This window comes from Pseudoalteromonas sp. SG45-1 (assembly GCF_014164135.1).
GTDB classification, from domain to species: Bacteria; Pseudomonadota; Gammaproteobacteria; order Enterobacterales; family Alteromonadaceae; genus Pseudoalteromonas; species Pseudoalteromonas distincta.
On sequence record NZ_JACJEP010000013.1, the window covers coordinates 43,055 to 57,214 of the forward strand.

At 40.5% G+C, this 14,160-nt stretch carries 12 protein-coding genes; 1 reads left to right on the forward strand and 11 read right to left on the reverse strand.

Features of this window, described 5'->3' with window-relative positions; translation table 11 throughout:
- The first annotated feature begins 18 nt into the window (after positions 1-18).
- Entirely contained in the window at positions 19-255 is a 237-nt protein-coding gene (locus H5117_RS12285) for a hypothetical protein (RefSeq protein WP_002962684.1), read from the forward strand.
- A 70-nt stretch (positions 256-325) separates the two neighbouring features.
- Here H5117_RS12285 and H5117_RS12290 read toward each other — a convergent pair whose 3' ends face one another.
- The 11 genes from H5117_RS12290 to H5117_RS12340 form a co-directional block, all read right to left on the reverse strand.
- Positions 326-1,294, reverse strand: coding sequence for a PstS family phosphate ABC transporter substrate-binding protein (locus tag H5117_RS12290; RefSeq protein ID WP_002962686.1), 969 nt, complete (start codon positions 1,292-1,294; stop codon positions 326-328).
- A 115-nt stretch (positions 1,295-1,409) separates the two neighbouring features.
- Positions 1,410-2,717 (reverse strand): phosphate regulon sensor histidine kinase PhoR, encoded by a 1,308-nt coding sequence (gene phoR / locus H5117_RS12295; RefSeq protein ID WP_182694011.1) that lies wholly within the window; start codon positions 2,715-2,717, stop codon positions 1,410-1,412.
- 65 nt (positions 2,718-2,782) lie between these two features.
- On the reverse strand, positions 2,783-3,472 hold the full coding sequence (phoB, locus tag H5117_RS12300) for a phosphate regulon transcriptional regulator PhoB (RefSeq protein WP_006791869.1): 690 nt from the start codon (positions 3,470-3,472) through the stop codon (positions 2,783-2,785).
- A gap of 1,039 nt (positions 3,473-4,511) precedes the next feature.
- Positions 4,512-5,576 (reverse strand): class II fructose-bisphosphate aldolase, encoded by a 1,065-nt coding sequence (gene fba / locus H5117_RS12305; RefSeq protein ID WP_002961523.1) that lies wholly within the window; start codon positions 5,574-5,576, stop codon positions 4,512-4,514.
- Between the two features lie 201 nt (positions 5,577-5,777).
- The gene (locus H5117_RS12310; protein ID WP_002961525.1) at positions 5,778-6,953 is read right to left on the reverse strand and encodes a phosphoglycerate kinase; all 1,176 of its coding nucleotides are present in this window, start codon (positions 6,951-6,953) and stop codon (positions 5,778-5,780) included.
- 64 nt (positions 6,954-7,017) lie between these two features.
- Positions 7,018-8,034: an erythrose-4-phosphate dehydrogenase gene (gene epd, locus H5117_RS12315; RefSeq protein WP_002961528.1), complete on the reverse strand. Its 1,017-nt coding sequence runs from the start codon at positions 8,032-8,034 to the stop codon at positions 7,018-7,020.
- Between the two features lie 178 nt (positions 8,035-8,212).
- Positions 8,213-8,875, reverse strand: coding sequence for a peroxiredoxin-like family protein (locus tag H5117_RS12320; protein WP_182738080.1), 663 nt, complete (start codon positions 8,873-8,875; stop codon positions 8,213-8,215).
- Positions 8,876-8,954: 79 nt separating this feature from the next.
- Positions 8,955-9,689, reverse strand: coding sequence for an SIMPL domain-containing protein (locus tag H5117_RS12325; RefSeq protein WP_182692796.1), 735 nt, complete (start codon positions 9,687-9,689; stop codon positions 8,955-8,957).
- Between the two features lie 138 nt (positions 9,690-9,827).
- A complete protein-coding gene (locus tag H5117_RS12330) occupies positions 9,828-10,451 on the reverse strand; it encodes a 3'-5' exonuclease (RefSeq protein WP_024597163.1) in 624 nt (207 codons plus the stop codon).
- Positions 10,452-10,466: 15 nt separating this feature from the next.
- Positions 10,467-12,305, reverse strand: coding sequence for a DUF294 nucleotidyltransferase-like domain-containing protein (locus H5117_RS12335; RefSeq protein ID WP_182738091.1), 1,839 nt, complete (start codon positions 12,303-12,305; stop codon positions 10,467-10,469).
- Between the two features lie 123 nt (positions 12,306-12,428).
- On the reverse strand, positions 12,429-14,153 hold the full coding sequence (locus tag H5117_RS12340; protein WP_182738096.1) for a sodium:solute symporter family protein: 1,725 nt from the start codon (positions 14,151-14,153) through the stop codon (positions 12,429-12,431).
- Between the last annotated feature and the right edge of the window lie 7 nt (positions 14,154-14,160).

Sequence of the window (14,160 nt, forward strand, 5' to 3'; positions counted from 1 at the left end):
ATTTTAAGGATAAGAAGCATGCACTCTTTAATAAAAACAAGCGTAGTCGCCCTTACTTTTGCACTATTAGCAGGTTGTCAAAACCAAGTTGAAAACCCTGAAATGAATCAGTGTGCTCAACAAAACTACCAGTGTGAAAGTAGTTGTGAACAGCAAACAACTGCTGAGGGCTTAAAGCAACAAGTATGCTCTGGAAAATGTGTTGAGAGCTATAATCAATGTAAAGCACAAGCCGAAAAATTAGGTAATATTTAATTCCTAAAAGTTTTTAGTTTTAGGCACAAAAAAACCGCTCAATGAGCGGTTTTTTATTGCTTATAGTTTATTAATTTAAACCAAGCTTCTTAAGTTCTGTTTCTACTAGCTTTGCAGAAAGAGGTACATAACCATCTTTTTCTACAATTTGCTGACCATCTTTTGAAAGTACCATTTTTAAGAATTGCGCTTCCATTGGAGACAACGGCTTGTTTGGGTGCTTATTCACATAAAGGTATAAAAAGCGAGATAATGGATATTTACCTTGTGCAACGTTATCAAGTGTTGCATCAACAAAGTTATCGCCTTTTTTAGCTAGCGGTACTGTACGTACGCCCGATGTTTTATAACCTATACCTGAGTAACCAATTGCATTTAATGAAGATGAAATTGACTGTACTACTGATGCAGAACCCGGTTGCTCATTTACGTTATTACGGAAATCACCTTTACAAAGTGCTTTCTTTTTAAAGTAACCATACGTACCTGATACTGAGTTGCGTCCGTAAAGTTGCACATCTTTAGCTGCCCAATCACCTGTTAGACCAACATCGCTCCAACGGTTAACTTGTTCTGGTGCGCCACATTTACGAGTAGATGAAAAGATAGCATCTACTTGGTCAATACGAAGACCTTCAATTGGGTTATCTTTATGTACAAATACAGCAAGTGCATCAATAGCTACGCGAACTTCTGTTGGCTTGTAACCGTAACGTTTTTCGAACGCTTCGATTTCTTTAGATTTCATTTTACGGCTCATTGGACCTAGGTTAGCTGTACCTTCGGTAAGTGCCGGTGGAGCAGTAGAAGAACCTGCTGCTTGAATCTGAATATTTACATTTGGGTAAATACGTTTGTACTCTTCAGCCCAAAACGTCATCATGTTGGCTAAAGTGTCAGAACCTACTGATGAAAAGTTGCCTGAAACACCACTAATTTTTTGATACTCAGGAATATTTTGGTCTAGAGCAACTGCTTGTGCAGATACGAAAGTTGTAACAGCCACACCCATTGCGGCAACTAAGTTTTTAAATTTCATGTAGAGTTCTCCGGTTTGTTCGTTCCATTTTCTAACTGCTGCCCACTCTAAAGTGAGTACATGACAGTTACATTACTCTTAAATGACACTTTTATGACTTGACCTATTAGCTTAATTATTTAGTCAGCGAAACTATCTTATCTATTGAAAATTCAAAAGAAAAACACGATCCTTTGTTAACTTCACTGCGAATATTTAATTTACTATCATGGCGAGTTAACACATGTTTTGTTATAGCGAGCCCTAAGCCTGAGCCACCTGTTGTTCTACTGCGAGCTTTATCAACACGATAAAAACGCTCAGTTAATCGGTTAATATGCTCAGGCGCAATACCATCACCATTATCGGTAACACTAAAACACGCTTTATTGTTTTTGCGCTGCCAGCAAACTTCTACTTTACCGCCTGGTTTTGTGTAATGAATCGCGTTGAATACTAAATTAGAAAACGCACTACGCAGTTCATCCTCAGAGCCTTTAATATCAAGGGTTTTATCAATATCAAAAATAAGTTCGTGGCCTTTGTCTTGATTAATTGAGTTTGCTTCAGTGTGAATATAACCAAGTAATTGCGGTACATTTATAGCTTTATCGTTGTCTTGGCGCCGTGCACCTTCAATACGCGAAAGCGATAATAATTGGCTGACTAAGCTATCCATGCGCTTGCATTGTTCAAGCATGGTATTTTGCGCTTTGTTCCACATTGCTGGCGGCGGCATCATGTCGCCATCCATCATCTCAAGATACCCTGTAACTACTGTAAGCGGTGTACGTAGTTCATGCGACACATTGGCTACAAAGTCTTTACGCATCTGTTCAAGCTGTTTTAAGCGCGTTACATCACGTACCACAACCATAAGTTGCGTACTTGCATATGGCATTACCCTAAACTCAAGCACCTGCTCAATACTGTGACCGTTATCCAGCTCAAGCGCCTCGTCAAATTCGCCTTTGTGCATGTATTTAGCAAACTTAGGTTCGCGAATTAAATTATCAAGGCGCTGACCATGATCGGTAGGCCACTGCAAACCAAGCACTTTAAGGGCTAATTGATTACACCACACAATACTTAAATCGTTTTGTAATACCACAACCGCATCAGGTACCGCTTCAGCCCCATCGCGAAAGCGACGAATTAAATCTGCAAGCTCATTACGTTTTTTACGATTACGATGCTGGAGATGATAAATACCCTCGAACACTTGCTCCCATGCACCCTCACCCTCTGGCGGATTAAAGCTGCGTTGATTAAGTAGCCAATCGCTCAAACGATAAAGTTGATGGTAGTGCCAAATAAGGAGAGAAAAAGATCCTAAAAATAAAAGCAAAAATGGCGCGCCAACCAGCACACCAATTAATAGTAAGGGTAAAAAATAGATAAACAGGCGCTTTACTAACGCCTGCTTATTAACAACTCGATACATACACTCACTTTACCTTAGAGTAGTAATACATGCGTATTTTACACATTAGCTAAGCTTTAAGCTGATCACAGCTTACTTGAAAAACGATACCCAGCGCCACGTACTGTTTGCACCAAACGGTCATGTCCAAGTGGGCCAATTGCTTTACGCAGGCGACGAATGTGCACATCAACAGTGCGATCTTCTACGTAAACGTTAGTTCCCCACACATGATCAAGCAGTTGTTCACGGCTATAAACACGCTCTGGGTGAGTCATAAAAAAGTGCAGTAATCTAAATTCGGTTGGCCCCATATCAAGCTCGTTACCTTCTGAGGTAACACGATGAGAAATAGGGTCTAAACGCAGGCCATGTACTTCAATAGCTTCTTCTAATGAGGTTGGCGATACACGGCGAATAACCGCTTTAATACGTGCCATAAGCTCTTTAGGAGAAAACGGCTTGGTGACGTAATCATCTGCACCTACTTCAAGGCCGCGTACTTTGTCTTCTTCTTCGCCGCGAGCTGTAAGCATAATAATTGGGATTTGGCGGGTGTGTTCGTTTTGCTTAAACTTTTTAGCAATTTGAATACCGCTTCCACCTGGTAACATCCAATCAAGTAAAACCATATCTGGGTAAGGTTCAACCATAGCTGCAATAGCAGAGTCGTAATCTTCTGCTTCAATTGCTTGAAATCCATTTTGCTCTAAAACAAAAACCAACATCTCCCTGATAGGAGCTTCGTCATCTACGACTAGTACTTTACGTGACATTCCAATTTATCTCTTACGCTATCGAATTAGTTTTCATTATTATGACTAAGTATGACATTTTTATGAAAGTGTAACGTGTAAATTAAAATGGTGGTAAAAAAAACACAAATTAGTGACAAAAAACCTCATTAACGTCATATTTTTAAAACCTTTTTAATATTTAACGTAATAAAAAGAGATTTACGATAAATTTATGTAATAGCTAACTTTTTGAAATTATCTTTTTTGTATCGCTATTTAAACCACTAAACAATATTAAACTAGCTGGGATCATTGTTTTACTAACCAATACATTTTTACAGATCGATCGTTTAAAAGTAGCTTTAAAGCCATTTTAAAATCAACAAACCCGCCTGTGTACCAAACAATACGTTCAAAAATAGATCTAAATTTTACTAAGCCCCAAATAAAGGATCAGATTTTTACCAAGCCGATCCCCCCTCAGATCAGAGTTGTACCTAGTCAAAGTCATAAGTTGTTGATTGTTTATACAAATAAATAACGATCAAATTATCTCAGAGCCCGAAATAGCATTAAAGTGTATTCGGCTTAGTAAAGTAATGATCCGAAAAAGGCTGTGTTAGTAAATGCGTGATCCCAAAATTCCGCGTTGGTAATGCAGTGATCTGATCAAAAAACCGTAATCTGTAATATAAAAAGAGCTGACATTAAAAAAGCCAGCAACAAAGTTACTGGCTTAGGGCCTGTTGACCTTTCTGGATTAAAATTTGTTCAATCTAGGGGCGATTTAATCGCGGCGTGAGGTTTGTAACCTAGCGGGCTAAGTAAAAACCGAGCAAAGCTTCCGCGTCCTGCTCACGCCCCTTACCTACATCCATGTAGGCAACAAAGAGTAAATTGCCCCTAAGCAGAACCCTTCGGGCAGCGCATGTTTGGCATTTATTCCACGTTATCGCCTATTTATGGGGAATAACCACACTGCATAGGCTCTGCCTTGCCTAAATACCAAACATACTGCTGCAAATTCAACCTCGAAAGATAAACAGGCCCTAATAATGATCAATTATAAATTGATCTATTATCTAATTTTAGGGTCTAGTTCGCCGCTTAAGTATTTAAGGTGCATTTCATCAAGTGAAATTGGCTTAATTTTACTAGCCTGACCAGAAGTACCAAACGAGTTATAGCGTGCAACGCAAATCTCTGTCATTGCTTTAGTCGCTTCAGCTAGGTATTTACGTGGATCAAAGTTAGATGGGTTAAGCGCCATATGACGGCGAATTGCACCGGTAGATGCTAAACGTAAATCGGTATCAATATTTACCTTGCGAACACCAAACTTAATGCCTTCAACAATCTGCTCAACTGGCACACCATAAGTTTCTGGAATTTCGCCACCGTACTGATTAATAATTTCTAACCATTCTTGAGGAACTGAAGATGAGCCATGCATCACTAAGTGCGTGTTAGGAATACGGGCATGAATCGCTTTAATGCGATCAATCGCTAAAATGTCATCTGTTGGTGGGCGAGTAAATTTATAAGCACCGTGTGAAGTACCGCAAGCAATTGCAAGTGCATCAACGTGTGTTTTATTTACAAAATCAGCCGCTTCTTCAGGGTCTGTTAGCATTTGATCAGTTGTTAATAACCCTTCTGCGCCAACGCCATCTTCTTCGCCAGCTTCACCTGTTTCAAGTGAACCAAGTACACCTAGCTCGCCTTCAACCGATACGCCACAGGCATGCGCCATCGCAACAGTTTCGCGCGTTACTTCTACATTGTATTCGTAGCTTGAAGGGGTTTTTCCGTCGCTCATTAACGAGCCATCCATCATTACTGATGAAAAACCAAGCTGAATTGAACGCTGACACACACCTGGCGATGTGCCGTGATCTTGATGCATTACAACTGGGATATGTGGCCATTCTTCAACGGCTGCTAAAATCATATGACGAATAAATGGAGCACCAGCATAAGCACGTGCACCAGCTGATCCCTGAACGATTACTGGGCTGTTTGTTTTGTCAGCCGCTTCCATTATTGCGCGCATTTGCTCTTGATTGTTAACATTAAAAGCAGGTACGCCGTAACCATGCTCTGCTGCATGATCTAAAAGTTGTCGCATACTGATTAAAGCCATTGGGTATTCTCCAATTTATCGACAGTAGTTCCCTACCATCTAGTTTGAACGGATGTGTTAGTTTGGCGTTATAACAACGCCACGAAAAACCACTGCTTTGCAGTAATATTCCGTCTAAATTAACGACTAAATTAGGGTGAGAGGTATTTAGTAATTAATTGTCTGTGAGGGCTATTACCCCCTCACCTTACGCCACTAAAATTACTTAGCGCGCGACTCTAGCATTTCAACTGCTGGAAGTTTTTTGCCTTCTAAAAACTCTAAGAACGCACCACCACCAGTAGAAATATAAGATACTTTATCGGCAATGCCGTATTTATCGATTGCGGCTAAGGTATCACCACCACCCGCAATTGAAAACGCATTTGAGTTAGCAATTGCTTGTGCAATAGCACGAGTACCATTACCAAACTGGTCAAACTCGAACACGCCAACTGGACCATTCCATACAACAGTGCCTGCATTTGCAATAATTTTTGCAAGCTTGCTCGCTGTATCAGGGCCAATATCAAAAATCATATCATTGCTTGTTACTTCGCTTACATCTTTAAGTGTAGCTACAGCAGATTCAGAAAACTCATTACCAACCACTACGTCAGTCGGTACCGGAATTTCACCATTATTAGCAATCGCTGCTGCACATAAACGGTTCGCTTCATCCATTAAATCAGGTTCGTAAAGCGATTTACCAACTGGGCTACCTGATGCAGCAATAAAGGTATTTGCAATACCGCCGCCGGTAACTAATTGGTCAACAATTTTAGAAAGTGAATCTAAAACGGTAAGCTTAGTAGATACTTTAGAACCACCAACAATCGCTACTAATGGACGCGCTGGATTATCAAGTGCTTTTCCTAACGCTTCAAGCTCAGCCGATAACAATGGACCTGCACATGCCACATCAGCAAATAAACCAACGCCATGGGTAGACGCTTGTGCACGGTGAGCCGTACCAAATGCATCCATTACATATACATCACACAGTGCTGCTAGTTGCTTAGATAGCGCTTCGTCGTTTTTCTTCTCGCCTTTGTTAAAGCGCACATTTTCAAAAACAACCACTTCGTTATCAGCAATATCAACACCGTTTAGGTAATCTTTTTCTAAACGTACAGTTTGCTCTAGGGCATCGTTTAAGTAATCAGCTACAGGTGCAAGCGAAAACGCTTCATCGTATTCCCCTTCCGTAGGACGGCCAAGGTGTGACATAACCATTACTTTAGCGCCTTTCTCAAGGGCTAGTTTAATAGTAGGTAGTGCTGCACGAATACGCGCATCTGACGTCACTTTACCTGCTTTAACTGGTACATTTAAATCTTCACGAATTAATACGCGTTTGCCGTTTAAATCTAAATCTGCCATTTTTATGACCGACATGAACATCTCCTTAGTTAACGATACTGAACCTGAAAAATACGTTTAAAATTATTATATTAATAAATTACTTATTCACTGCCATCATAGCACGCGCTGTGTCGAGCATACGATTAGCAAAACCCCATTCGTTATCACACCATACTAATAACTTTATCAGTCGTTTGTGACTAACACGTGTTTGTGTGCCATCAATAATACAAGAATGTGGGTCGTGATTAAAATCAACCGATACAAGCGGCTCTTCGGTATAACTTAAAATACCTTCTAAGCGGTCTTTTGCTTGTGCTTTAAGTGCATTATTTACTGCATTTAAATCTACATCGGTATTAACCGTTACACTTAAATCCATTGCCGTGACATTTATAGTAGGTACACGTACGGCGATGGCTTCAAAACGGCCTTTAAATTTAGGTAAAATACGGTCTATACCACGAGCGAGCTTTGTATCAACTGGAATAATTGATTGGCTTGCAGCGCGAGTACGGCGTAAATCATGATGATAACCATCAATCACTTGTTGATCGTTCATCGACGCATGAATCGTTGTAATAGCGCCCGACTCAATACCAAATGCATCATCTAATACTTTAATAACCGGCACAACACAGTTAGTTGTACACGATCCGTTAGAAACAATTGTGTGCTCGCTTTTAAGCTCATCGTCGTTAATGCCATACACAATCGTAGCATCAACATCGTTATCGGCCGGATGCGAAAACAACACCTTTTTAGCACCTGCGGTAATATGTAACTGCGCATGTTCACGCGAGTGGTAAACACCCGTACATTCAAGTACAACGTCTACATCGAGCGTTTGCCAAGGTAATTCAATTGGGTTTTCTTCACAAAAAAGTGCAATGGTATCGCCTGCAACACTAATGGTGTCTTCACCAAGTTTTACAGGAAAAGAAAAACGACCGTGGGATGTGTCGTATTTTAATAAATGAGCAATAGCTTCAGGATCAGCAAGTTCGTTAATCGCAACAATTTTTATATCGTCGCTCAAACCAGACTCGTATAACGCGCGGACAATATTTCGACCAATACGACCAAAACCATTAATTGCAAGTTTGATTGCCATGAAATATAAAATCCACTCTTTTAGCGTGCAGATAAAGGCAATACGCCTTTTAGATGTCTGTATTGTAATCGACCTTGCATCTGATTATAAGAGGGAAGCATTAGAAACTTTAAATTAACGTTGAAGAGCTTAGGCATTGCAAGCTCTTCAAGGGGTCTGACTTTTAAAATTAAGTTTTTTATACTAAATTTTTCAAAGCGTTAATTATATCTCCTGGCTCAGAACGAGTACGATAATCAACATCAACATAACGCCAAGTCACTTTACCTTGTTTATCTAAAACAAAGGTGGCAGGGATCGGTAAAACACTACTATTGCCATTGTTAACCGACTCTAAATCTAGGCCTCGGTCTACTCGCATATGCTCGAGTAAAAATGTGGGCACTTGCCATGCTACGCCGTAGCTTGCTGCTACATCGGCATTTTGATCACTCAGCACTAAAAAATCCATGTTACTTATATCGCTTTCGCTCATTGAGCCATCGGGTACTTGCGGGCTAATAGCCACCAGCTGCGCACCTAAAGCATGAATTTCAGGTAAACGTGACTGCAGTGCTTTCAGTTGTAAATTACAGTACGGACACCAACTACCACGATAAAAAGTAACAACCACAGGCCCTTTAGCAAGTAACTCAGTTAACTGCACCGATTGACCATGTTGATTTGGTAACTCAAAACTTGGTGCAATTTGGTTTAAATCAAGTGCATTAGCACCTTGTTGAAACGCTTTTGCTTGTGCAATCGTTTCATCAACACCTTTCATAAAATCAGAATTACCTTTGCGCCCTGCTGCTACTTTTGCCTCAGTTTGTGCTTTTAACGTGTTGCTTTCATCGCTCATAATATGGCTACCTTCAAATTAATCAAAAACTTAAAGCCAGCTTACATTATGAAAATGTATTTGAAATGAAAATTTTAACTTAATCATTTACCTCTAAATCAAACACCACGTTTATTGATGATTTAAATGTAATAGTTTCTTGTAAATACCTGCCTTGCTCGAATGGATTTCTAGTAACTTTAGAGCCGGTCACAACTATTCTCTCAAAATCATCTACGCCATAACCATAACTTGAACGGTTAGAATTTGAATTAATACTGTAAATTTTTCCAATCTCTGCGCCAAATGCTTTGGCAAGCTTACCCCCTTTAACTATAGCGTTATCTATTGCGCCTTGTGTTGCTTCAGCTTCTAACTGCGAGGCTTTTGAAGACATAAGCTCAATATTCGTCAGTTCATTAATTTTTACACTTAGTGCAAAATCGATAAAATCATTCACTTTTTCAATATTTCTTAATGTTACTTTAAGTGTTCTTGTTGCTACATATCCTGCATTAATTGCTGTACCGCTCTCGACATTAAACATATCGTCATCATTATGAGTTAACAGGCTTGTAGCAGAAACATCAGTCTCCTTAACACCATACTTGCTTAAACCTTTAAGTAACAAATTTACTCGGTCATCAACATCACGTTTTGCATCAAGTGATTTGTCTTTAAAGCTTATTACTTCAAAAGAAATCTTAGCCATATCGGGCTTTGCTAATACCTCTGCAGTACCCTGCACTGCAATATGGCGATTAGCAGGCAAACTTGAATTAGCAAAAGTGATGAGTGGGAATAAGGTTAAGAAAATGGCAGTGATGAGTTTCATGATCGTCCTTGAAGTGATTAGTTAGATAATGATTACGTAACTGTACCTATAGTTATACGGATAACAATAAAAGTAAACTACTCTTTATTGTTGGCGGGAGTTTATCTCGCGCGGCATAAAGCCCCGCCTACAGCCAACCTACATCAACTCGCCTACTTTTAACTCTTTGCCACGGCTTATTTGATGGCACTGGGCTAGCAGTAACTCGGCAGTGGCTTGTGCATCGGTCAGTGCGTGATGGCAATGATAGCTTGGTAACTCATAACGTGTGCGGCAAGCATTAAGGGTTAAATCATCTTGTTTTATTTCAGTTGAATGATGGAGTAAGCGCTTTTGCTCAATATGCAGTGTGTCGAGTATCAGTTTAGGCCGTATAGTTATATTGGCATTTTTAAGCGCTATTTTTAAAAACCCCCAGTCGAGCATGGCATTATGAAACACTAAAATACAATCACTAAAGTGGCTGCTTAGTTGCGTTAATATACTGCACAAGCTCTGTCCTTTTGTTATAGCATCGTCGCTAATCCCATGAAAAACAGGACTTTGCTCAAGGCTTTTTACGTTTTTATTTATAAGGTGCTGCGACTCGCTCATTTTTATACATTGGTTATCTATTATCACCCACGCTACCGATACAATTTCGTGCTGTTTTGCATCAAGCCCAGTGAGCTCTAAATCAATCACTAAGTAACGTTGTTGTAAGGCATTTTTGCCTAGTAATTTACGGCGCTTTAAATACCGAGTGAGCAGCTTTTTTACCATGTTAGTAATCCATCATTATAAACTGCCGCGAGCAAACTTAAACGCAGCGGCTTGCTGCGCTTGTTTAACAAGATAAAACGCTTCTTTTAGTTGATGGCGCTCTAGTGAGTTTAATTTATTAGGATTAATACAATTACTCGGTAAGCCCTCTTCGTTTATTTGTGTACTCAAGCGCTGCTGCGTTAAGAACCGCCAGCAGTCTTTTAGGTTGTATATATCTTCTTTGCTGATCAGTTTATGTTTTAGTAGTGCGTCCAACCGCTCTTGCGTGTTGGCGCGCCTAATACCCGCTTTTAAAGCGTATAACCGCACTATGTCATTTATAATTACAACACCGCGTTTTTTTAAATCTATGTATTTATTATTTTGATCTGTTCTTTCTGTTTTAAATTTATTAAATAAACCAATTGGCACGCTGTTGCTGCTTATGTCGGTTGCCATTGCGGCATAGAATAAGTCGTTACGCGATATACGAATTAGTTGCTCGCAAAAAGCTGTGTATAAAGCGTTTGAACCTTCAATAAATCGCAGGTCAAAAAATATCTTACAGTTAAGCATTGCATTGGGTGTGGGGCTTTTTATCCATTTAAAAAAGCGCTCGCTCCAGTCGTTTACGCTCATACGGCACTCATCACTGCTTGCCATAATATTACCTGGGCAACGCCTAATGCCGCACTCAACTAAATTCTCGCATACAAACTCCCCCATACTTTTAAAGTAAGCGTGTTGCTCGGTGGTTAAGTCGTTAGGGAGTAATAAGCCGTTATCTTGATCTGAATGCAGGGTTTGTTCTTCGCGTGCTTGCGAGCCAAAGCAAATAAAACTAAAGCTGGTTGGCGCTGCGCCATGCTCTTCTTGAAATAAGTGAATCAGGCGCGATGTAAGCGCATCGGTTAAACCACTGAGTAATTTACCAATTAGCGATATGTCGTCAATGTTGTACGAAAAACTACGCAAAAGTTCGGGAATTTCTTTAGCGTAGCGTTTTAAATCAGTAACAGTGTGCGCTTTATATATGCGCCCAATAAGCTGTACGGGGTCACTTTTTTGTTGGCGCAGTAAATCGGTGCTGGTTATCATCCCTATCGGGTTATGGTTTTCGTCAAGCACGGGCAAATGGTGAATATTGTATTTAAGCATTAAGTGCAGCGCCGAAAACACCCGGTTATTTTCAAATATAAACTTAGGTTTTGCGGTCATAATACTGCTTACTGCGTCTTGTGGATCTACCTCGTCGGCAAGTACTCGGTTGCGTAAATCGCGGTCGGTCACAACCCCTACTAAGTGCGCGTGCTGCGTTATCATTATTGACGATACGCCATGCTCTTTCATTTTTTTAGCACTTTGCCTAATACTTGCATCGGGCGTAAGCGTAATTGCTGTGCGCGTCATCAGCTCTGATATTTTACGTTCCGACCAGCTATCGTTTTTACTTTTATAATGCGATGACAACAACCGGTTAGCATGAGCGCGTACAAAGTATTGCTCAAACGATTTATATTCTCTGCGTAAAAAATCAAAGTGCGTTTGAGAGAGCATATACACTATCCCCTCTTTTTGTACTTCTAACCTATTTTGAATTGCCTCACCAGTTAATAGCGACGGAAAACCAAAATAGTCACCTTGCGCTAAGCGCGTAACAACATCGCCCTTGCCATCAACGAGGTCGTACAAACCAGAGCGAATTAAAAATAGTTTAGGGTTTTCACTTTGTAACCACTGAGTTTGGTTTTCGCGGGTAAGGTAAATAATATCAAGATGATTTACAAAGTATTCGCATGCGCTGCTATCAAGCATAGTAAAAGGCGCTTGCAAACAAACGTATTGGCCTATTTCTTGTTGTTCTACACTCATTGTATTCGCTCTTTAAATGGTGATGTACCAATCTAATGTACTTATTTATTAAACAAATAAAAAGCCCGACTAAAGTCGGGCTTTGGGTGCTTTATATTTTTTTACTATATCTATAAATGTTGCCTAGTGATCGTGCGCTTCAGCTGACCCTTTAGGGTTACGAATACCTTCTACCATTTCTTGAATTTCAATAGGTGTAGCTTGAGTAAATTTAAGAACAACTGCAGCTACTACAAAGTTAATAATCATACCAATTAAGCCAATACCTTCAGGCGAAATACCTAAAAACCAATGTTCAGGATTATTAAGCTCAGGGCTTACAAACTTGAAGAAGATGATATACGCAGCGGTAAAGCCAATACCCGTTACCATGCCTGCAATTGCGCCCTCTCGGTTCATTGTTTTAGAGAATATACCCATAATAATTGCTGGGAAGAAACTCGCTGCCGCCAAGCCGAATGCAAATGCCACTACCGATGCCACAAATCCAGGCGGGTTAATACCAAAGTATGCGGAGATAACAATAGCGACCATGGCTGCCAACCTCGCTGCAAGTAACTCTTGCTTGTCGGTAATATCGGGCTTGAGGGTTCGCTTGAGTAAATCGTGCGAAACGGAGGTCGAAATAACCAGTAGTAAACCTGCTGTTGTAGACAATGCAGCGGCAATACCACCGGCAGCCACAAGTGCGATTACCCATGCTGGTAAATTAGCAATTTCTGGATTTGCTAATACCATAATGTCGCGGTCTACATTTACTTCGTTAGCACTGTTCGGATCGGTGATTTTACCCGCCGTGTAGAACATTTTGCCATCGCCGTTTTTATCATCAAATGTAATTAAACCTGTGCGTTCCCAGTTTTTAATCCATCCTGGTGCTTCTGCGTAAGCTGTACCGCTACCGTCTTTACCATTAATAGTATCAATCATGTTTACGCGAGCAAAAGCTGCAACCGCAGGTGCTGTTGTGTAAACAATCGCGATGAACACAAGAGTCCATGCAGCAGAAATACGTGTGTCTTTTACGCGAGGTACAGTGAAAAAGCGTACAATTACATGTGGTAAACCAGCAGTACCTACCATTAACGCACCAGTAATAGCGAACACGTCAATCATGCTCTTAGAGCCTTCGGTATATTGCGCAAAACCAAGTTCAGCGCTTAAGCCATCTAGTTTATCAAGTACGTATACGCCGTCGCTGCCAATTAATGTGGCACCAAAACCGGTTTGTGGGAAGAAGTGACCCGTCATCATCATCGAGATAAAAATGGCTGGTACAAGGTAGGCAAATACAAGTACACAATACTGCGCTACTTGTGTGTAGGTAATGCCTTTCATGCCGCCAAGTACCGCATAAAAGAATACAATCACCATGCCAATGTAAACACCGGTTTCAATTTCTACTTCTAAAAAGCGTGAAAATACCACGCCTACGCCACGCATTTGCCCTGCTATATAAGTGAAACAAATGAATATGGCACAAAAAATAGCAACTAAACGCGCGGTACGTGAATAGTAACGGTCGCCAATAAAGTCTGGCACAGTAAACTTGCCGAATTTACGTAAGTAAGGCGCTAAACACATGGCTAATAGTACATAACCACCTGTCCACCCCATTAAGTAAACACTGCCATCGTAACCTGCAAACGAAATAATACCCGCCATTGAAATGAACGACGCGGCGCTCATCCAATCGGCAGCTGTTGCCATACCATTAGCAAGAGGAGGTACGCCGCCGCCCGCTACATAAAACTCTTTGGTTGAACCCGCTCGGGCCCATATTGCTATGCCGATATAAAGCGCAAAGCTTAAACCAACAATTAAAAACGTGAGTGTTTGAACATCCATTGCTTAG

What these genes read in the sequence shown, in the direction of transcription:
- epd (WP_002961528.1), bottom strand. Translation starts at nt 8,034, where the DNA reads ATGGCAATCAAACTTGCAATTAATGGTTTTGGTCGTATTGGTCGAAAT.
- fba (WP_002961523.1), bottom strand. Translation starts at nt 5,576, where the DNA reads ATGGCTTTAATCAGTATGCGACAACTTTTAGATCATGCAGCAGAGCAT.
- H5117_RS12285 (WP_002962684.1), top strand. Translation starts at nt 19, where the DNA reads ATGCACTCTTTAATAAAAACAAGCGTAGTCGCCCTTACTTTTGCACTA.
- H5117_RS12340 (WP_182738096.1), bottom strand. Translation starts at nt 14,153, where the DNA reads ATGGATGTTCAAACACTCACGTTTTTAATTGTTGGTTTAAGCTTTGCG.
- H5117_RS12325 (WP_182692796.1), bottom strand. Translation starts at nt 9,689, where the DNA reads ATGAAACTCATCACTGCCATTTTCTTAACCTTATTCCCACTCATCACT.
- phoR (WP_182694011.1), bottom strand. Translation starts at nt 2,717, where the DNA reads ATGTATCGAGTTGTTAATAAGCAGGCGTTAGTAAAGCGCCTGTTTATC.
- phoB (WP_006791869.1), bottom strand. Translation starts at nt 3,472, where the DNA reads ATGTCACGTAAAGTACTAGTCGTAGATGACGAAGCTCCTATCAGGGAG.
- H5117_RS12335 (WP_182738091.1), bottom strand. Translation starts at nt 12,305, where the DNA reads ATGAGTGTAGAACAACAAGAAATAGGCCAATACGTTTGTTTGCAAGCG.
- H5117_RS12310 (WP_002961525.1), bottom strand. Translation starts at nt 6,953, where the DNA reads ATGTCGGTCATAAAAATGGCAGATTTAGATTTAAACGGCAAACGCGTA.
- H5117_RS12290 (WP_002962686.1), bottom strand. Translation starts at nt 1,294, where the DNA reads ATGAAATTTAAAAACTTAGTTGCCGCAATGGGTGTGGCTGTTACAACT.
- H5117_RS12320 (WP_182738080.1), bottom strand. Translation starts at nt 8,875, where the DNA reads ATGAGCGATGAAAGCAACACGTTAAAAGCACAAACTGAGGCAAAAGTA.
- H5117_RS12330 (WP_024597163.1), bottom strand. Translation starts at nt 10,451, where the DNA reads ATGGTAAAAAAGCTGCTCACTCGGTATTTAAAGCGCCGTAAATTACTA.